34 protein-coding genes are annotated in these 18,550 nt (G+C 39.1%); 3 read left to right on the forward strand and 31 right to left on the reverse strand.

What is annotated here, in order from left to right; genetic code table 11:
* Positions 1–57 precede the first annotated feature (57 nt).
* From slyD to A9G07_RS09625, 3 genes are all read left to right on the forward strand, one after another.
* Entirely contained in the window at positions 58–624 is a 567-nt protein-coding gene (gene slyD / locus A9G07_RS09615; RefSeq protein WP_065562935.1) for a peptidylprolyl isomerase, read from the forward strand.
* A 160-nt stretch (positions 625–784) separates the two neighbouring features.
* The gene (gene radC / locus A9G07_RS09620; protein WP_065734972.1) at positions 785–1,456 is read left to right on the forward strand and encodes a RadC family protein; all 672 of its coding nucleotides are present in this window, start codon (positions 785–787) and stop codon (positions 1,454–1,456) included.
* A 48-nt stretch (positions 1,457–1,504) separates the two neighbouring features.
* A complete protein-coding gene (locus A9G07_RS09625) occupies positions 1,505–1,708 on the forward strand; it encodes a SlyX family protein (protein WP_065734973.1) in 204 nt (67 codons plus the stop codon).
* Between the two features lie 184 nt (positions 1,709–1,892).
* Here A9G07_RS09625 and rplQ read toward each other — a convergent pair whose 3' ends face one another.
* The 31 genes from rplQ to fdx form a co-directional block, all read right to left on the reverse strand.
* Positions 1,893–2,279: a 50S ribosomal protein L17 gene (gene rplQ, locus A9G07_RS09630; RefSeq protein WP_034884211.1), complete on the reverse strand. Its 387-nt coding sequence runs from the start codon at positions 2,277–2,279 to the stop codon at positions 1,893–1,895.
* A gap of 29 nt (positions 2,280–2,308) precedes the next feature.
* Positions 2,309–3,298, reverse strand: coding sequence for a DNA-directed RNA polymerase subunit alpha (locus tag A9G07_RS09635; protein WP_065562938.1), 990 nt, complete (start codon positions 3,296–3,298; stop codon positions 2,309–2,311).
* A 25-nt stretch (positions 3,299–3,323) separates the two neighbouring features.
* Complete coding sequence (gene rpsD, locus A9G07_RS09640) at positions 3,324–3,944, reverse strand: 30S ribosomal protein S4 (RefSeq protein WP_065558591.1); 621 nt, start codon at positions 3,942–3,944, stop codon at positions 3,324–3,326.
* A gap of 46 nt (positions 3,945–3,990) precedes the next feature.
* Positions 3,991–4,380, reverse strand: a complete 390-nt coding sequence (rpsK, locus tag A9G07_RS09645) for a 30S ribosomal protein S11 (RefSeq protein WP_025314405.1) — start codon at positions 4,378–4,380, stop codon at positions 3,991–3,993.
* A 15-nt stretch (positions 4,381–4,395) separates the two neighbouring features.
* Complete coding sequence (gene rpsM / locus A9G07_RS09650; protein WP_034884217.1) at positions 4,396–4,752, reverse strand: 30S ribosomal protein S13; 357 nt, start codon at positions 4,750–4,752, stop codon at positions 4,396–4,398.
* A 171-nt stretch (positions 4,753–4,923) separates the two neighbouring features.
* Positions 4,924–5,037, reverse strand: coding sequence for a 50S ribosomal protein L36 (gene rpmJ, locus A9G07_RS09655; RefSeq protein WP_034884218.1), 114 nt, complete (start codon positions 5,035–5,037; stop codon positions 4,924–4,926).
* Between the two features lie 26 nt (positions 5,038–5,063).
* Positions 5,064–6,401, reverse strand: a complete 1,338-nt coding sequence (gene secY, locus A9G07_RS09660; RefSeq protein ID WP_065562939.1) for a preprotein translocase subunit SecY — start codon at positions 6,399–6,401, stop codon at positions 5,064–5,066.
* Positions 6,402–6,409: 8 nt separating this feature from the next.
* Positions 6,410–6,844 carry a 50S ribosomal protein L15 gene (gene rplO / locus A9G07_RS09665; RefSeq protein ID WP_065562940.1) on the reverse strand — a complete coding sequence of 145 codons (435 nt, stop codon included), beginning with the start codon at positions 6,842–6,844 and terminating at the stop codon, positions 6,410–6,412.
* Positions 6,845–6,849: 5 nt separating this feature from the next.
* Positions 6,850–7,029 (reverse strand): 50S ribosomal protein L30, encoded by a 180-nt coding sequence (rpmD, locus tag A9G07_RS09670; RefSeq protein ID WP_025314400.1) that lies wholly within the window; start codon positions 7,027–7,029, stop codon positions 6,850–6,852.
* 6 nt (positions 7,030–7,035) lie between these two features.
* Positions 7,036–7,536, reverse strand: a complete 501-nt coding sequence (gene rpsE, locus A9G07_RS09675; RefSeq protein ID WP_025314399.1) for a 30S ribosomal protein S5 — start codon at positions 7,534–7,536, stop codon at positions 7,036–7,038.
* 14 nt (positions 7,537–7,550) lie between these two features.
* A complete protein-coding gene (gene rplR, locus A9G07_RS09680) occupies positions 7,551–7,904 on the reverse strand; it encodes a 50S ribosomal protein L18 (protein WP_025314398.1) in 354 nt (117 codons plus the stop codon).
* 9 nt (positions 7,905–7,913) lie between these two features.
* A complete protein-coding gene (gene rplF, locus A9G07_RS09685; protein WP_065562941.1) occupies positions 7,914–8,447 on the reverse strand; it encodes a 50S ribosomal protein L6 in 534 nt (177 codons plus the stop codon).
* An 11-nt stretch (positions 8,448–8,458) separates the two neighbouring features.
* The gene (rpsH, locus tag A9G07_RS09690) at positions 8,459–8,851 is read right to left on the reverse strand and encodes a 30S ribosomal protein S8 (protein WP_034884228.1); all 393 of its coding nucleotides are present in this window, start codon (positions 8,849–8,851) and stop codon (positions 8,459–8,461) included.
* Between the two features lie 17 nt (positions 8,852–8,868).
* Complete coding sequence (gene rpsN, locus A9G07_RS09695) at positions 8,869–9,174, reverse strand: 30S ribosomal protein S14 (RefSeq protein ID WP_025314395.1); 306 nt, start codon at positions 9,172–9,174, stop codon at positions 8,869–8,871.
* Between the two features lie 11 nt (positions 9,175–9,185).
* Positions 9,186–9,725 carry a 50S ribosomal protein L5 gene (gene rplE, locus A9G07_RS09700; RefSeq protein WP_025314394.1) on the reverse strand — a complete coding sequence of 180 codons (540 nt, stop codon included), beginning with the start codon at positions 9,723–9,725 and terminating at the stop codon, positions 9,186–9,188.
* Between the two features lie 17 nt (positions 9,726–9,742).
* On the reverse strand, positions 9,743–10,057 hold the full coding sequence (rplX, locus tag A9G07_RS09705) for a 50S ribosomal protein L24 (RefSeq protein WP_034884230.1): 315 nt from the start codon (positions 10,055–10,057) through the stop codon (positions 9,743–9,745).
* A gap of 10 nt (positions 10,058–10,067) precedes the next feature.
* Positions 10,068–10,439 carry a 50S ribosomal protein L14 gene (rplN, locus tag A9G07_RS09710; RefSeq protein ID WP_025314392.1) on the reverse strand — a complete coding sequence of 124 codons (372 nt, stop codon included), beginning with the start codon at positions 10,437–10,439 and terminating at the stop codon, positions 10,068–10,070.
* 195 nt (positions 10,440–10,634) lie between these two features.
* Positions 10,635–10,895, reverse strand: a complete 261-nt coding sequence (rpsQ, locus tag A9G07_RS09715) for a 30S ribosomal protein S17 (protein ID WP_025314391.1) — start codon at positions 10,893–10,895, stop codon at positions 10,635–10,637.
* 1 nt (position 10,896) lies between these two features.
* Entirely contained in the window at positions 10,897–11,088 is a 192-nt protein-coding gene (gene rpmC, locus A9G07_RS09720; RefSeq protein WP_034902373.1) for a 50S ribosomal protein L29, read from the reverse strand.
* Complete coding sequence (gene rplP / locus A9G07_RS09725; protein ID WP_025314389.1) at positions 11,089–11,499, reverse strand: 50S ribosomal protein L16; 411 nt, start codon at positions 11,497–11,499, stop codon at positions 11,089–11,091.
* Between the two features lie 12 nt (positions 11,500–11,511).
* Positions 11,512–12,249, reverse strand: a complete 738-nt coding sequence (gene rpsC, locus A9G07_RS09730) for a 30S ribosomal protein S3 (RefSeq protein WP_065562942.1) — start codon at positions 12,247–12,249, stop codon at positions 11,512–11,514.
* 14 nt (positions 12,250–12,263) lie between these two features.
* Entirely contained in the window at positions 12,264–12,596 is a 333-nt protein-coding gene (gene rplV, locus A9G07_RS09735) for a 50S ribosomal protein L22 (RefSeq protein ID WP_034884235.1), read from the reverse strand.
* 13 nt (positions 12,597–12,609) lie between these two features.
* Positions 12,610–12,888 (reverse strand): 30S ribosomal protein S19, encoded by a 279-nt coding sequence (rpsS, locus tag A9G07_RS09740; RefSeq protein ID WP_024496505.1) that lies wholly within the window; start codon positions 12,886–12,888, stop codon positions 12,610–12,612.
* Positions 12,889–12,907: 19 nt separating this feature from the next.
* Entirely contained in the window at positions 12,908–13,732 is an 825-nt protein-coding gene (gene rplB, locus A9G07_RS09745) for a 50S ribosomal protein L2 (protein WP_065562943.1), read from the reverse strand.
* 18 nt (positions 13,733–13,750) lie between these two features.
* Positions 13,751–14,053 carry a 50S ribosomal protein L23 gene (gene rplW, locus A9G07_RS09750; protein WP_034885052.1) on the reverse strand — a complete coding sequence of 101 codons (303 nt, stop codon included), beginning with the start codon at positions 14,051–14,053 and terminating at the stop codon, positions 13,751–13,753.
* The gene (gene rplD, locus A9G07_RS09755; protein ID WP_065562944.1) at positions 14,050–14,652 is read right to left on the reverse strand and encodes a 50S ribosomal protein L4; all 603 of its coding nucleotides are present in this window, start codon (positions 14,650–14,652) and stop codon (positions 14,050–14,052) included. The genes rplW and rplD overlap by 4 nt, the downstream gene beginning before the upstream one ends.
* A 16-nt stretch (positions 14,653–14,668) precedes the next feature.
* On the reverse strand, positions 14,669–15,295 hold the full coding sequence (gene rplC, locus A9G07_RS09760) for a 50S ribosomal protein L3 (protein ID WP_034902384.1): 627 nt from the start codon (positions 15,293–15,295) through the stop codon (positions 14,669–14,671).
* A 31-nt stretch (positions 15,296–15,326) separates the two neighbouring features.
* Entirely contained in the window at positions 15,327–15,638 is a 312-nt protein-coding gene (rpsJ, locus tag A9G07_RS09765) for a 30S ribosomal protein S10 (protein ID WP_006120582.1), read from the reverse strand.
* A 366-nt stretch (positions 15,639–16,004) separates the two neighbouring features.
* Positions 16,005–16,940: a pseudouridine-5'-phosphate glycosidase gene (locus A9G07_RS09770; protein ID WP_065734974.1), complete on the reverse strand. Its 936-nt coding sequence runs from the start codon at positions 16,938–16,940 to the stop codon at positions 16,005–16,007.
* Entirely contained in the window at positions 16,937–18,028 is a 1,092-nt protein-coding gene (locus tag A9G07_RS09775) for a PfkB family carbohydrate kinase (RefSeq protein WP_176713968.1), read from the reverse strand. The genes A9G07_RS09770 and A9G07_RS09775 overlap by 4 nt, the downstream gene beginning before the upstream one ends.
* Positions 18,029–18,197: 169 nt before the next feature.
* Positions 18,198–18,536: an ISC system 2Fe-2S type ferredoxin gene (fdx, locus tag A9G07_RS09780; RefSeq protein WP_065562946.1), complete on the reverse strand. Its 339-nt coding sequence runs from the start codon at positions 18,534–18,536 to the stop codon at positions 18,198–18,200.
* Between the last annotated feature and the right edge of the window lie 14 nt (positions 18,537–18,550).

Here is an 18,550-nt window from a genome sequence, read left to right on the forward strand (position 1 = left end):
GTTTTTTTCCGTTAAAATTTAACATTATTTGCTCAGTAACAGTTTGTTGGAGAAAACATGAAAATAGCAAAAAATACAGTTGTAAGTTTAGCATATAAAGTTCGTACAAAAGATGGCGTGTTAGTTGATGAAGCTACAGCAGCTGCGCCACTTGAATATTTACAAGGTGCAGGAAACTTATTACAAGACCTTGAAAATGCGTTAGAAGGCCATCAAGTTGGTGATAAATTTGATGTGGAATTAGTTAACCCTTATGGTGATTTTAACGATGCATTGGTACAAAATGTACCGCGTGATGTTTTTGTTGGAGTTGATGACCTCGAAGTTGGTATGCGTTTTTTTGCTGATACTGACCAAGGTTCTTTACCCGTTGAAATCACGGCTATTGATGGCGATACCGTTACTATTGATGGTAACCATATGTTAGCTGGCCAAGACTTAAATTTTAATGTTGAAGTGCTTGCTATTCGTGAAGCGACACCTGATGAGATATCTCATGGTCATATTCATGGTGCACACGATCATGGACATGGTGGCTGTGGTTGTGGTGGTCACGATGATCATGACGATGATGAAGAAAGCGGTTGTTGTGGCGGTGGAAACGGCAGTTGCGGATGTCACTAATATTTAAATAAAATAGAATTTTAAAAGCGCTGATTAGCGCTTTTTTTGTAAAATAGTCTCGATCTTTGCGAACCATTTCACAACTTTTCATCTGTTTCGTTATCAATTTATAAAAATTAATCAATAATCTCATTTTAAAAAAAATGGGAATACCATAATTATGTCAACACAATGCAGACTTTTGATGCCACGAGAAAAATTATTACAATTTGGTGTTGAAGCGCTGTCAGATGCTGAATTACTTGCTCTTTTTTTACGTACGGGAACTCGTAATTTACCAGTATTAACGTTATCCCAAAAATTATTAAATGAATTCGGTTCCTTTTACCATTTAATGAATGCAAGTCATGATGAATTTTGTAAAAAAGAAGGTTTGGGAACAGCTAAATATACTCAATTGAAAGCGGTGGTTGAACTATCTCATCGTTATTTAAAAGTTAAAATGACCAAAGAAAATTATCTTACATCACCTACTTTAACTCATCATTATCTAGCTAATCGTTTAATGGATAAAGATCGTGAAATTTTTATGGTTATTTTTCTAGATAACCAGAATCACGTCATTAATTGTGAGGAGATGTTTGTAGGAACATACAACAGCGTTGAGGTTCACCCTAGAGAAGTCGCTAGAAAAGCCTTGCAATACAATGCGGCAGCATTAATTTTAGCACATAACCATCCTTCAGGCTTAGCTGAACCAAGTCAAGCTGATCGTGCATTAACTAAAAAAATCGAACAAGTTTGTGAATTAATTGATGTCCGTGTTATCGATCATCTCGTCATTGGTAAAGGTGAATACGTCTCTTTTGCGGAACGAGGATGGATTTTATAATAACTTTTACTTACAATATAAAATTAAATAGCCATTAAGTAACAGACTATGAACCAACAATTGGAATTATTAGAAACAAAAGTTGCATTTCAAGAGATGACCATTGAAGAATTAAATCAAATGGTGGTTAATCTACAGGCCGATATCAGCAAACTTAAAGAACAATTAACGTTATTATCACAAAAATTACAAGCAACCCAAACATCGAACATAGCAAGTTTATCAGAAGAAACTCCGCCTCCACATTATTAACTTATAGCATTAAAATGTTTTGAAGAATTCCTACTAATTACGGACAAAATGGTGGCTATATCATTTGCCATCCCGCTTAAAATTGCTGGTACTTATATTAAACTTTGGTAGTTAAATCTATAATAATTAGCTAATAAAAAACCGGCTCATTAGCCGGTTTTAATTTTAAGCTTTAATTAATTATTTATTCAGCTGCTGCTTCTGCTTCTACAGCAGGGCGATCAACTAATTCAATATAAGCCATTGGAGCATTATCTCCATCACGGAAACCACATTTTAAAATGCGTACATAACCGCCAGGACGGGTAGCAAAACGTGGGCCTAAATCTGAAAATAATTTTTTCACTGTATCTTTATCACGGATACGAGCAAAAGCCAAACGGCGATTAGCTACGCTATCGCTTTTGGCTAGCGTAATTAACGGTTCAACAACACGACGCAACTCTTTTGCTTTAGGCAATGTAGTTTTGATGATTTCATGTTCAACAAGTGAACTAGTCATGTTACGAAACATTGCTTGACGATGGCTGCTATTTCGGTTCAGTTGACGACCACTTTTACGATGGCGCATAACTTTATCCTTCTTATATAAATTTTATTTTAGTCTTCAACAATACTTGCTGGTGGCCAGTTCTCAAGACGCATGCCTAAAGACAAACCACGAGATGCGAGCACATCCTTAATTTCAGTAAGTGATTTCTTACCAAGATTAGGGGTTTTAAGTAACTCAACTTCGGTACGTTGTACTAAATCACCAATATAATGAACTGCTTCTGCTTTTAAGCAATTAGCAGACCGAACAGTTAATTCGAGATCATCTACTGGACGTAGAAGAATCGGATCAAATTCCGGTTTATCTTCTTTAACTTCAGGTTGACGTACATCACGTAAATCAACGAAAGCTTCAAGTTGTTCAGCCAAAATAGTTGAAGCACGACGAATAGCCTCTTCAGGATCAATCGTACCATTAGTTTCCATATCAATAACTAATTTATCTAAATCGGTACGTTGTTCCACACGAGCCGCATCGACAGAATAAGCGATACGCTCGACTGGGCTATAACATGCATCAACTAATAGACGACCAATCGGTCGCTCTTCATCTTCTGACTTAACGCGAGCAGAAGCAGGGACATAACCACGTCCTCGTTGTACACGAATACGCATACTAATTGAAGCATTGGCATCAGTAAGATGACAAATTACTAAATCAGGATTTACAATTTCAACATCACCATCGTGAGTGATATCTGATGCAGTTACCGCACCTACCCCTGATTTATTTAAAGTCAGCATAACATCATCTTTAGTATGTACACGTACTGCTAATTTTTTCAAATTAAGCAGAATATCAAGCACATCTTCTTGAACGCCTTCTTTAGTACTATACTCATGCAGAACACCGTCAATTTCAACTTCGGTCACTGCATATCCCGGCATAGATGATAATAAAATGCGGCGTAGTGCATTACCTAAAGTATGTCCAAAACCACGCTCAAGTGGCTCTAAAGTCACTTTTGCATGAGTTGGGCTGTATTGAACAACGTCAACTAGGTGAGGTTTTAAAAACTCTGTTACAGAACCCTGCATTATGTCCTCTCTTAAGTGCTAAACTTTACTTAGAGTAAAGTTCGACGATCAAATGTTCGTTGATGTCAGCAGATAAATCTGAACGTTCTGGTAAGCGTTTGAACACACCTTCCATTTTGCTAGCATCAACTTCTAACCATGTTGGTTTTTCACGTTGTTCAGCTAACTCTAAAGCGGCTTTAATACGTGCTTGTTTTTTAGATTTTTCACGAACACTAATCACATCTTCAGGTGAAACTTGATAAGATGCGATGTTAACAACGTGACCATTAACAAGAACAGCTTTATGACTAACTAATTGACGAGCTTCAGCACGAGTTGCACCGAATCCCATACGATAAACAACGTTATCTAAGCGACGTTCTAAAAGACCTAACAAGTTTTCACCTGTATTACCTTTAATACGCGCTGCATTTTTGTAGTAATTACGGAATTGACGTTCTAGAATTCCATAAATACGTCTAACTTTTTGTTTTTCGCGTAACTGAACACCATAATCTGATAAACGCGGTTTACGCGCACCATGTTGTCCAGGAGCTTGTTCTAACTTACATTTACTGTCAACCGCTCGGACGCCAGACTTAAGGAATAAATCTGTACCTTCACGACGACTTAATTTGAGCTTTGGTCCCAAATATCTTGCCATTTTTTTTCTCCAATAATCCTATAAACATTCAATGTTTAATAAAAAATTAAACACGACGTTTCTTTGGTGGACGACAACCGTTATGAGGAATCGGAGTAACATCAGTAATATTAGTGATGCGATAACCCGCTGCATTTAATGCACGAATTGTTGACTCACGACCAGGACCAGGTCCTTTTACCATAACTTCTAGATTCTTAATTCCGTAGTCTTTTACGGCTTCTGCACAACGCTCTGCTGCTACTTGAGCTGCGAACGGAGTTGACTTACGAGAGCCACGGAAACCAGAACCACCAGCGGTTGCCCAACCCAACGCATTACCTTGACGATCGGTAATTGTTACGATTGTATTGTTAAATGATGCATGAATATGAGCTATACCATCAGAAACTTGCTTTTTAACACGTTTACGTGTACGAACAGGTGTCTTTGCCATTTATTATCACCTCAATTATTTCTTGATTGGCTTACGCGGTCCCTTACGGGTACGAGCGTTAGTCTTAGTGCGTTGACCACGGACAGGAAGTCCACGACGATGACGCACACCACGATAACAACCAAGGTCTAATAAACGCTTGATACTCATAGTTACTTCACGACGTAAATCACCTTCAACAGTGAATTTAGCGACTTGTTCACGTAACTTTTCAATCTGATCTTCAGATAGTTCTCTGATCTTAACATGTTCAGGAATACCAGCTTCAGCACAAATTGTCTTAGCACGGGTATTACCGATACCATAAATTGCTTGTAACGCAATAACAGTATGTTGTTGATCAGGAATGTTAATGCCTGCTATACGGGCCACTATGCACTCCTTTATTGTTAATGTTCAGCAAATCCACCATACTGAAAAGCCCGTTTTCAGGATACTCAAACGGCGGATCTACAAAAAAATTTTAGGCTGGCTATTCTAGCCAGCTTTACTATACTTTGGCAAGTAAAATATGCAAAAGTTCAATTTCGCAGTTAAATAATATTAACCTTGACGTTGTTTGTGTTTACCTTCAATGCAAATAACACGAACGATGCCATTGCGTTTGATGATTTTACAATTTCTGCATAATTTCTTGACTGAAGCACGAACTTTCATGTTTTTCTCCGTAACTTCTGGCTAACTTATCGGCCGTAGCCTTTAAGGTTCGCTTTCTTTAACACTGACTCATAACGATTTGGCATCATTAAAGTCTGTACTTGTGCCATAAAATCCATGATTACAACAACCACAATTAATAAAGATGTTCCACCAAATTGAACTGGAACTTTCATCGCACTTGTCATAAACATTGGTACCAAACATACAAAAGTAATGTAGATAGCGCCAATTAGCGTTAAACGTGTCATTACTTTATCAATATACTTAGATGTTTGTTCACCTGGACGGATACCTGGAATAAATGCACCAGATTTTTTTAACTGATCTGCTGTTTCTCTCGGATTGAAAACCAATGCGGTATAGAAGAAACAGAAGAAAATAATCGCAGCTGCAAAAAAGATTATGTATAACGGTTGATCATGAGAGAAATATTGCCCAATGAGAACAAAGATATATCTCCATCCTTCACCATTTCCTTGAAACCAAGAAGCCATCATTGATGGTAACATAATAATTGTTGAAGCAAATATTGCTGGAATTACACCTGCCATATTAATTTTAAGAGGTAAATGCGTACTTTGTGCGGCATACACACGACGACCTTGTTGTCTTTGAGCGTAATTAACAACAATACGTCGTTGACCACGTTCAACAAAAACGACAAAGTAAGTCACACCAACCACTAATGCAGCGATTACTAATAATAAAATCGGATGCAAATCACCAGAACGAGCTTGTTCAATTGTTTCATATATCGCATGAGGAAGACTTGCCACAATACCAGCAAAGATAATGATAGAAATACCATTACCTACACCGCGCTCTGTGATCTGTTCACCCAACCACATAAGAAACATAGTGCCAGTAACTAAGCTAACCGATGCAATAAAATAGAAAGAAAATCCTGGATTAATCACAACTTGACTATAACCCGGAATATTCGGTAAACCAGTCGCAATACCGACTGCTTGTACAATCGCTAAAGCTAGTGTGCCATAACGAGTATATTGGCTAATTTTCTTACGACCTGATTCACCTTCTTTCTTCAATTCAGCTAATTTAGGATTAATTGATGTCAATAACTGCACAATGATTGATGCAGAAATATAAGGCATTATCCCTAAAGCAAATATTGAAGCACGGCTTAAAGCACCACCAGAGAACATATTGAACATACCAACAATACCATTAGATGATGCTTGTAGTAAGTCCGATAACGCTTTAGTATCAACACCAGGAACCGGAACGTAAGAACCAAGACGGAAAACAATAAGCGCTAAAAGCACAAATAATAAACGTCTTTTAAGCTCACTACTACCGCCTCGTGTGCTTTGAAAATCTAATCCTGGTTGCTTTGCCATCTTTCTAATTATTCCTCAATTTTTCCGCCAGCAGCTTCAATTGCAGCTTTAGCACCTTTAGTTACTCGAATACCACGAACTGTTACTGGTTTAGAAATTTCACCAGATAACATGATTTTTGCATATTCGATTTGTGAATTAATCACATTAGCAACTTTTAAGCTATTTAGGTCAACAATATCACCTTCAACTTTCATTAAATCTGAAAGACGAACTTGTGCTGTTACCATAGCTTTACGTGAGGTAAAACCAAATTTTGGTAAACGACGATATAAAGGCATTTGACCACCTTCAAAGCCACGACGAACGCCGCCACCTGAACGAGATTTTTGACCTTTGATACCACGAGTACCAGTTTTACCAAGCCCTGAACCGATTCCACGGCCTACGCGCTTAGGTGCATGCTTTGAACCTTCAGCAGGAGATAAAGTATTTAAACGCATTACTATTACTCCTCAACTTTAACCATGTAATAAACTTGGTTTACCATACCGCGAATTGCAGGTGTATCTTCACGTTCAACAGTATGACCAATACGACGTAATCCTAAACCAACTAACGTTGCTTTATGCTTCGGTAGACGACCAATAGAACTACGAGTTTGTGTAATTTTAATTGTCTTTGCCATGGCTAATTACCCCAAAATTTCTTCGACGGTTTTACCACGCTTAGCAGCAACCATTTCTGGAGATTTCATATTTTCTAAGCCATCAATCGTTGCACGAACCACGTTAATTGGGTTTGTAGAACCATATGCTTTAGCTAGAACGTTACGAACACCAGCAACTTCTAATACAGCACGCATCGCACCACCGGCGATAATACCAGTACCTTCTGATGCTGGTTGCATATAAACACGAGAACCTGTGTGAGCACCTTTAACTGGATGCTGTAAAGTATCGTTGTTTAACGCAACATTGATCATATTGCGACGTGCTTTTTCCATTGCTTTTTGGATTGCTGCTGGCACTTCACGTGCTTTACCATATCCAAAACCTACGCGGCCATTACCGTCACCAACAACAGTTAGTGCAGAAAAACTAAAAATACGACCACCTTTTACGGTTTTAGAGACTCGGTTAACTGCGATTAATTTTTCCTGCAGTTCACCAGCTTGTTTTTCGATGTTTGACATCTTTAACTCCTACCTTAGAACTGTAGGCCAGCTTCGCGAGCAGCATCTGCTAGCGCCTGAACTCGACCATGATATTGGAAACCTGAACGATCAAAAGAAACTTCTTTGATATCTTTCGCTAATGCACGCTCTGCAATTGCTTTACCAACTGCTGCTGCGGCATCTTTGTTTCCAGTGTATTTTAAACTTTCACTGATAGCTTTTTCTAATGTAGAAGCGGCTGCCAGTACTTCTGATCCGTTTGGTGCGATAATCTGCGCATAAATATGACGCGGAGTACGGTGAACTACTAAGCGAGTTGCAAGTAGTTCATGCATCTTACGACGCGCTTTAGTTGCACGACGGATACGAGCTGATTTCTTATCCATAGTGTTACCTTACTTTTTCTTAGCTTCTTTAGTACGCACAACTTCATCTGCGTAACGAACACCTTTACCTTTATAAGGTTCAGGACGACGATAAGCACGGATATCTGCTGCCACTTGTCCGATTAACTGTTTATCAGCACTTTTTAGTACGATTTCAGTTTGAGAAGGACACTCAGCTGTTACACCTTTAGGTAATTGATGTTCAATTGGATGTGAATATCCAAGAGATAAACCAATTGCATTACCTTTAACTTGTGCACGATAACCGACACCAACTAGCTGAAGTTTTTTAGTAAAACCTTCAGTAACACCAATTACCATTGCATTAATCAATGCACGAGCTGTACCTGCTTGAGCCCAAGCATCAGCAAAGCCGTCACGAGGTGCAAATTTAATTTGACCTTCTTCTTGATTAATTACAACAGCATTATTTATTGTGCGAGATAACTCGCCATTTTTACCTTTAATCGTAATTACCTGACCATTGAGTTTTACCTCTACGCCAGCAGGAACAACGACAGGTGCTTTTGCAACACGAGACATTTTTTTCTCCCTTACGCTACGTAGCAGATAATTTCACCACCAAGACCAGCTTGGCGTGCTGCACGATCAGTCATAACACCTTTAGAAGTAGAAATAACTGCAATACCTAATCCAGCCATTACTTTTGGTAATTCATCTTTACGTTTATAAATACGTAAACCTGGACGGCTAACACGTTTAATACTTTCTACAACAGCCTTACCTTGGAAATATTTTAAAGTGATTTCCAATTCTGGTTTAGTGTCACCAACTACTTTATAGTCCCCGATATAACCTTCTTCTTTTAGCACATTGGCAATTGCCACTTTTAGCTTAGAGGAAGGCATGGTGACTGCAACTTTATTCGCAGCTTGACCGTTACGAATACGGGTCAACATATCTGCTATAGGATCTTGCATGCTCATCTATAACACTCCCCTGATTACCAACTTGCCTTTTTAAGACCAGGAATCTCACCACGCATGGCTGACTCACGAACCTTAATACGGCTTAAACCAAATTTACGAAGGACGCCATGAGGACGACCGGTTTGACGACAACGACGACGTTGACGTGATGGACTAGAATCACGAGGAAGCGTTTGCAATTTAAGCACTGCATTCCAACGATCTTCATCTGATGCATTAAGATCAGAGATAATCGCTTTTAATTCTTGACGCTTTGCAAAATATTTTTCTGCTAGCTTTACGCGTTTCTTATCGCGTTCAATCATTGATTGTTTAGCCATTATGCCCTACCTTACTTACGAAATGGGAAGTTAAAGGCAGATAATAAAGCTCGGCCTTCTTCATCAGATTGTGCAGTAGTTGTGATAGTAATATCTAAACCACGAACACGATCAACTTTATCATAATCGATTTCAGGGAAAACGATTTGTTCACGAACACCCATGCTATAGTTACCACGACCATCGAAAGATTTTGCGCTTAAGCCACGAAAATCTCGAGTACGAGGAAGAGCAATATAAACTAGACGTTCAAAAAATTCCCACATACGTTCGCCACGTAAAGTGACCTTACAACCAATAGGATACCCTTGACGGATTTTAAAACCAGCAACTGATTTGCGTGCTTTAGTGACAAGTGGTTTTTGACCACTGATTGCTGCTAAATCAGCAACCGCATTATCTAATAATTTCTTATCAGTAATTGCTTCACCCACACCCATATTCAAGGTGATCTTTTCGATCCGAGGGACTTGCATGACAGATTTGTAGCCAAACTGTTCTTGCAGTTTATTTACTACCTGTGCTTTGTAGTAATCATGCAGTTTCGCCATCGTACACTCCAAATTACTTAATTGATTAATTTATTAGTAGACTTATAAAAACGGACTTTTTTTCCATCTTCAAAACGAAAGCCTACGCGATCTGCTTTGCCTGTATCTTGGTTAAAAATTGCTACGTTAGAAACGTTAATTGGCGCTTCTTTCTCAACAATTCCACCTTCTTGATTTAATGCAGGTACTGGTTTTTGGTGTTTTTTCACCAAATTAATACCTTCAACAATCACTTTACCAGTAGACAAAACACTTTTTACTTTACCGCGTTTACCTTTATCTTTACCGGCTAACACGATAACTTCATCTTCTCGACGGATTTTAGCTGCCATTACCCGCTCCTTACAGTACTTCTGGTGCTAATGAAATGATCTTCATAAACTTCTCAGAACGAAGTTCACGAGTGACCGGTCCAAAAATACGCGTACCAATCGGTTGCTCACTGTTATTATTTAAAATAACACAAGCATTGCGATCGAAACGAATGACAGATCCATCAGGACGACGAACACCTTTTCTAGTGCGCACGACGACAGCTTTAAGTACATCACCTTTTTTCACTTTACCACGTGGAATTGCTTCTTTAATGGTAACTTTGATGATATCACCGACAGCTGCATAACGACGATGCGATCCACCGAGAACCTTGATACACATTACGCTACGTGCGCCAGAGTTATCAGCAACATCGAGCCTAGTCTGTTCTTGGATCATTTTAATGCTCCGTATAAATTAATTATTGTCTAATCTACCTTCATCCACCTCAACTACCATGGATAAGAATAGACAACCAAAAACCCACATATGTGAGGGCGCATAGTATAACACCACTCAAATAAAATGGATAGCATAAAATAAACGGCCGATGAGCCGTTTATTAAATTATGTACAGTTTTTAATCAAAAAAGATTAACTAACTGCTTTTTCAACGATTCGAACAAGAGTCCAAGATTTGGTTTTTGATAATGGACGACACTCTTTAATTTCAACAGTATCACCAATACCACACTCGTTGTTTTCATCATGTACATGCAATTTAGTCGTACGTTTAATGAACTTACCATATAACGGATGCTTCACTTTACGTTCAATAGCTACAGTAATAGATTTATCCATTTTGTCGCTAATAACACGACCTTGCTGAGTACGAATTTTTACTTCAGTAGTCATATTACGCACCCGCCTTCTCAGTTAATAACGTTTTAACTCGTGCAATATTACGACGCACTTGTTTTAACATATGAGTTTGTGTTAACTGACCCCCAGCTAATTGCATACGTAAGTTAAATTGCTCACGTAATAAATTAAGAAGTTCAGTATTTAACTCTTCAACGCTTTTTTCGCGTAGCTCTTTTGCTTTCATTTACATCACCGTCTTAATCACAAAGGTGGTTTTAATTGGCAGTTTTGCAGCTGCCAACGCAAATGCTTCACGAGCAACTTCTTCCGGTACACCGTCCATTTCATAAAGGACTTTACCTGGTTGAATCTGAGCAACCCAGTATTCAACGTTACCCTTACCTTTACCCATACGCACTTCAAGTGGTTTTTCAGTAATTGGTTTATCAGGGAAAACTCGAATCCAGATTTTACCTTGACGCTTAACTGCACGAGTCATTGCACGACGTGCCGCTTCGATCTGGCGCGCAGTCAAACGACCACGACCCACAGCCTTAAGACCGAATGTACCGAAACTAACGTCAGTACTTACAGCAAGACCACGATTGCGGCCCTTGTGCACTTTACGGAATTTTGTACGCTTTGGTTGTAACATCAGCGACGCTCCTTATTGTTTTCGGCCTTTGCGCTGCTTTTTCGGTTGAGCAGCAGGTTGTTTTTCTGCTTGTTCAACGGCAGCCATACCACCAAGGATCTCACCTTTGAAGATCCACACTTTAACACCAATAATACCATAGGTAGTTAATGCTTCAGATGTACCATAATCGATATCAGCACGTAGAGTATGTAGAGGCACACGACCTTCACGATACCATTCACTACGAGCGATTTCAGCGCCGCCTAAACGACCACTTACTTCAACTTTGATACCTTTAGCACCCGCTTTCATTGCGTTTTGAACCGCACGTTTCATAGCACGACGGAACATAACACGGCGTTCTAACTGAGAGGTAATACTGTCAGCAACTAATTTAGCGTCAAGTTCTGGTTTACGAACTTCAGCAATATTAATTTGTACTGCAACATCACGTTTCTCTCTTTTGTCTTTGTATTTATTGACAATAGAAGCTACGGCATTACGTAATTTTTCAACGTCCTCACCTTTTTTACCAATCACAATACCTGGACGAGCAGTGTGAATAGTAATGCGAACGTTAGTTTCTGCTGAACGGTCGATCACAATTTTAGAGATAGATGCTTGTGCTAATTCTTTATTTAAGAATTCACGCACTCTAAAATCACTTTCTAAATTATCAGCGAATGTCTTTGTACCCGAATACCATGTAGATGTCCAAGGCTTGACGATGCCTAGTCGGATACCATTTGGATTTACTTTTTGACCCATTGCTATTCTCCAGCCTAGCGATCAGAGACGATCACGGTGATGTGACTCGTACGCTTCAAAATTCGATCTGCACGACCTTTTGCACGAGGCATAATACGCTTCATGGTTGGGCCTTCGTCTACGAAAATTTTCGCAACTTTCAGATCATCAATATCAGCACCATCGTTATGCTCTGCATTAGCAATAGCAGACTCTAATACTTTTTTAACCAGTACAGCCGCTTTTTTATTGGTGTACGTTAAAATATCAAGTGCCTGAGACACTTTTTTACCGCGAACAAGATCTGCAACTAAGCGAACTTTTTGTGCAGAAGAACGAGCGTGGCGGTACTTTGCAATTGTTTCCATCTCTTTCTCCTACTTATTTCTTCTTAGCTTTCTTATCCGCAGCGTGGCCGCGATAAGTACGAGTCGGCGCGAATTCACCCAATTTATGACCAACCATTTCGTCGGAAACATAAACTGGAACGTGCTGACGACCATTATGGACAGCGATGGTCAAACCGATCATGTTAGGAAAGATCGTTGAACGACGGGACCAAGTACGAATTGGTTTCTTGTCCCCGCTTTCCACCGCTTTCTCTACCTTCTTCAGCAAGTGTAGGTCAATAAAAGGACCCTTCTTGAGAGAACGTGGCATAGCTAATCCTCTATATTAATTATTTCTTATTGCGACGGCGAACAATATACTTATCAGTACGTTTGTTGCTACGCGTTTTCAATCCTTTGGCTTTTTGACCCCATGGAGACACAGGATGTTTACCAAAGTTACGACCTTCACCACCACCATGTGGATGGTCTACCGGGTTCATTGCTGTACCACGAACAGTAGGACGAACACCACGCCAACGCGAAGCACCCGCTTTACCTAATACGCGAAGCATATGTTCTGAATTACCCACTTCACCAATAGTGGCGCGGCAATCAGATAATACTTTACGCATTTCACCTGAACGTAGACGTAATGTTACATAAGCACCATCACGAGCAACGATTTGAACATAACTACCAGCAGAGCGAGCAAGTTGTCCGCCTTTACCTGGTTTCATTTCAATATTATGCACGGTAGAACCGACTGGAATATTGCGCATCGGTAAACAGTTACCTGTTTTAATTGATGCATCAACACCAGATTGGATCTGATCACCTGCTTTTAAGCCTTTAGGCGCTAAAATATAACGACGTTCACCGTCTTTATATAGAACCAATGCAATATTTGCACTACGGTTCGGATCATATTCCAAACGTTCAACAACTGCTGGAATACCATCTTTATTACGCTTAAAGTCGACAATACGATAATGTTGTTTATGACCACCACCGATATGACGGGTAGTGATACGACCATTATTATTGCGACCACCAGTTTTGCTTTTTGAATCAAGCAACGGTGCATAAGGCTTACCTTTATGCAACTCTGGGTTAACCACTTTAACAACGTGGCGACGACCCGGAGATGTAGGTTTACACTTAACAACTGCCATTGTTCTTACTCCTCCGAATTACTCAGCGACGCCAGCAAGGTCTAAGTTTTGACCTTCTGCTAAAGTAACGTAAGCTTTTTTCCAGTCGCTACGGCGACCGATTTGTTGACCACGACGTTTTACTTTGCCTTTAACAACAAGAGTATTTACGTCATCTACTTTAACTTCAAATAGTTGTTCAACTGCGGCTTTAATCTCTCTCTTAGTAGCATCTTTAGCAACTTTCAATACTAATGTATTTGTTTTTTCCATTGAAATAGATGCTTTTTCAGAAACATGTGGTGCTCGCAGGACTTTAAGCAGACGCTCTTCACGAATCATGCTAACATCTCCTCTACTTGTTTAACGGCATCAACAGTGATAACCACTTTGTCAAATGCAATCAAACTAACTGGATCAATACCTGCCACATCACGCACATCAACTTTATATAAGTTACGTGCTGCTAAGAAAAGATTTTCATCAACTTCAGAGGTAATGATTAGAACATCATTTAAGTTCATATCATTTAATTTCTGAGTTAATAATTTAGTCTTAGGTGCTTCAACAGTAAATGTTTCAACCACGATTAAACGTTCTTGACGCACTAATTCAGAGAAAATACTCTTTAATGCACCACGATACATTTTACGGTTAACTTTTTGGCTATGATCTTGTGGTTTTGCTGCAAATGTTACACCACCACTACGCCAGATTGGGCTCTTAATAGAACCTGAACGAGCACGACCAGTGCCTTTTTGACGCCATGGTTTTTTGCCTGAACCAGCGATTTCTGCACGAGTTTTTTGTGCGCGAGAGCCTTGACGAGCAGCAGATGCATAAGCAACAACTACTTGGTGAACTAACGCTTCATTAAACTCACGTCCGAAGGTAGTTTCGGAAACAGAAAGCGCTTGCGCGTCTTTTACTACTAATTCCATCTCTATCTCCTCGACGTTAAGCCTTGATTGCCGGTTTAACAATTACGTCACTATTGATTGCGCCTGGTACTGCACCTTTAATTAATAAAAGGTTACGTTCTGCATCAACACGCACAATATCTAAGTTTTGAACAGTTACACGTTCATTACCTAGGTGACCTGCCATTTTACGACCTTTGAACACTTTACCTGGAGTTTGGTTTTGACCGATAGAGCCATGACCACGGTGTGCCAAAGAGTTACCATGTGTTGCATCTTGAGTACGGAAATTCCAACGTTTAGTTACGCCAGCAAAACCTTTACCTTTAGATGTTCCAGTAACATCAACTTTTTTAACGTCTGTAAAAATATCAACGTTAATGCTTTGACCTACAGTATATTCGCCTTCTTCAAAACGGAATTCCCATAGACCACGACCAGCTTCAACGCCAGCCTTAGCGAAATGACCTGCTTCAGGTTTATTTACCCGGCTTGCTTTTTTGCTGCCAGTAGTAACCTGAATAGCTTGATAACCATCATTCTCAAGAGTTTTAACTTGAGTAACGCGGTTGCTTTGAACTTCAACTACGGTGACAGGAATAGAAACACCCTCTTCGGTGAAGATTCGTGTCATTCCTACTTTACGACCGATTAAACCAATCATTGTTTAGACCTCTCAATCATTCAGCTTAGGATTAACCTAAACTGATCTGCACATCAACACCGGCAGCAAGGTCTAGACGCATTAAAGCATCAACTGTTTTTTCAGTTGGCTCAACGATATCAACTAGACGTTTGTGAGTACGAATCTCATATTGATCACGCGCATCTTTATTTACGTGCGGAGAAATCAATACGGTGAAACGTTCTTTGCGTGTCGGTAATGGAATAGGACCACGAACTTGTGCGCCTGTGCGCTTCGCAGTTTCTACAATTTCAGCAGTTGATTGATCAATCAAACGATGATCAAACGCTTTTAACCGAATACGGATTCTTTGGTTCGACATGAGACCAGAGCTCCACTATTTAAAAGTTATAACAAAAGATTACTCCTCTTGCCCTGTTTCGATTGACAGGAGAGTGTAATCCGTTCTTTTTCGTAATTCCCAAATCGGGAATATTTTTGATATAATTCAATATTTTTACATAAAGATTATATCTTTTTACTCATTTGCTTACATAAAGACAATAAACAAAGTGGCGGGATTATACCCCGTTAGTTAATCAACATCAAGTATTAATTATCATACAGATAGAGAAAATATGATCATTAATAGCTATCAAAAAAGTTGAGGAACGGGGTTTTTTGACATATTTATGTCGCTATCAGTCACTCAAGTCTGACTATCAAAATGCGCCTCAATACATCTTTTTTATTTAATATTGCAATAACTCATCGCGATTTCAGATGCTAATTTTGCATTATTAAAAACAAGATTGATATTTGCTTCTAAGCTATCACCACCAGTTAACTCAACCACCTTCGCTAACAAGAATGGGGTAGTCTCTTTACCTTTAATTCCTTGCTCAACTGATTCTTTTAATGCTTTTTCAATTGCTGCCGTAATTAACGCTTCATCCATTGCATATTGTGTCGGGATAGGATTTGCAACCACAACTCCACCATTTAAACCTAAATCCCATTTTACTTTAATCATGTCAGCAATCTGTTTAGCGCTATCTAGTTTTACGCTAACATCAAACGGACTAGTTCGGCTAAAGAACGATGGCAGTTTTTCTGTTTGATAACCAACCACAGGCACACCAAATGTTTCAAGATATTCCATCGTTAAACCTAAATCTAAAATTGATTTCGCCCCAGCACAGACTACCGCAACATTGGTATTAGCGAGTTCTTGAAGGTCGGCTGAAATATCAAAGGTATGCTCAGCACCTCGATGAACACCACCAAGCCCGCCGGTTGCAAAAACTCGAATACCAGCTAATTCAGCAATAATCATTGTAGCTGCAACCGTTGTCGCACCATTTTGTTTATTGGCAACAACAACAGGTAAATCACGACGACTCACTTTTGTTACATTTAACCCTTCTTTACCAAGAATGGTGATCTCATCTTTGGATAATCCCGCTTTTAAACGACCATTAATTACCGCAATCGTTGCAGGAATTGCGCCATTTTTTCTGACAATTTCTTCCACTTTTAATGCGGTTTCCACATTTTGTGGATAAGGCATACCATGTGAAATAATAGTAGATTCTAAAGCAACGACAGGTTGATTATTTTCTAGCGCTCGTTTGACTTCAGGCGAAATATCAAGATATTGATTATACTTAGACATATTGTTCATGAAAGGGACTCCAAAATATTTTGAACACAATTAATTGATAAATTAGGATTATTAGTAAATTCTGATGATAATGTTAATGATGAACAGGCTTGACCAAATTTCACACTTTGATAAAAACTCAGTCCATCCAAATAACCTTGTACAAGCCCAGCCAGCATCGCATCACCAGCACCAGTTACGCTGACAATGTCGGTAGGAATTGGCGCGGACCAACCACGATCACCATCGATTTCACTATAGTAAACGCCATCAGCTCCAGCACTAATCGCAATTCGCTGTACACCTTGCTGATGGAACCAGTCAACTACTTTAGGAATATCATCATTGGTTTCGATTTTTATTCCACTTAAAATTTCCGCCTCTAAACGATTTGGTTTTAAGGTATGAATATATGATAACCAATCTTTGATTTTATGGGATTTAAATGCTGAAACAGTATCAACAAAAATCGGAATAGAGCCAGCATTACTAAACAACCATGTCAGCGCTTCTTGTTGCAAATTGCAGTCAATAACCAGTAATTTAGCATGTTGAATTAACTGTTTTGATTCATTTAATAAGCTTGGGTTTAACTTATTAATAATATCCATATCATTAATAGCTATCACCATTTCACCTGACTCATCAAGTAAAGAAAGATAGGTCGAAGTACGATCCCCTTTTATCACATGGCAATGATCCATATTAACGCCTGACTTTCGAGTATGTTCGATAAGTTGCGCACCATAAAAATCATCACCTATCATTGAAACAAGGTAGGTATCAAGCCCTAATAGCGCTAAATTTTCAGCAATATTTCGCCCCACACCGCCAGGTGTACAACGAATTTTACCGGGATTGGAATCTTCATAAACTAATTGCTTATCTGAATAGCCGGTCACATCCATATTACATGAACCAACGACAACAACATGATTATTCTCCGATAAAAGATACCCTTTTCCTTTTATATAGCCTTTTTGAGTCAGCGTCATAATATAACCTGCCACACTAGAACGGGTAATGCCTAACATATCAGCAATAACATGCTGTTGGATGAAAGGATCGTTGCGAATAATTGTGAGGATCTGTTTTTCTCTTTTATTCATAAACACCTGTCTATTTTTAAGCATATGTTTAGTCTTTGACAATAGCAGAATTATGAAAAGGTTAAAAGCAAACAAATAAACTAGATTGATAAAATGTGATAACTATCACAATTAAAAAAGTTGAGGAGCGGGGTTTTTGAGGAAATCACGTCGCCATAAAGGCGACTAATTAATGATCTTCTTTAGCGTGATTTAGGCTATATCTTGGAATTTCGACTTCAAGATCTTCGTCGGTCACTCGAGCTTGACAACTTAAACGGCTATGAGGCTCAACGCCCCAAGCTTTATCGAGCATGTCATCTTCTTGTTCATCACTCTCTTCAAGTGAATCAAATCCTTTTCGAACTATACAGTGGCAAGTTGAACAAGCACAAGACATCTCACAAGCATGTTCAATTTCAATGTCATTGCGCAAAGCAACTTCTAAAATAGATTCGCCTTCTTCTGCCTCAACAGTTTTTCCTTCAGGACAAAGATCAGCATTTGGTAAAAAGGTAATTTTTGGCATAATAATCTCATTGG

Origin of the sequence: Gilliamella sp. wkB72, from assembly GCF_001693745.1 — a bacterium.
Lineage (GTDB): Bacteria > Pseudomonadota > Gammaproteobacteria > Enterobacterales > Orbaceae > Gilliamella > Gilliamella apicola_E.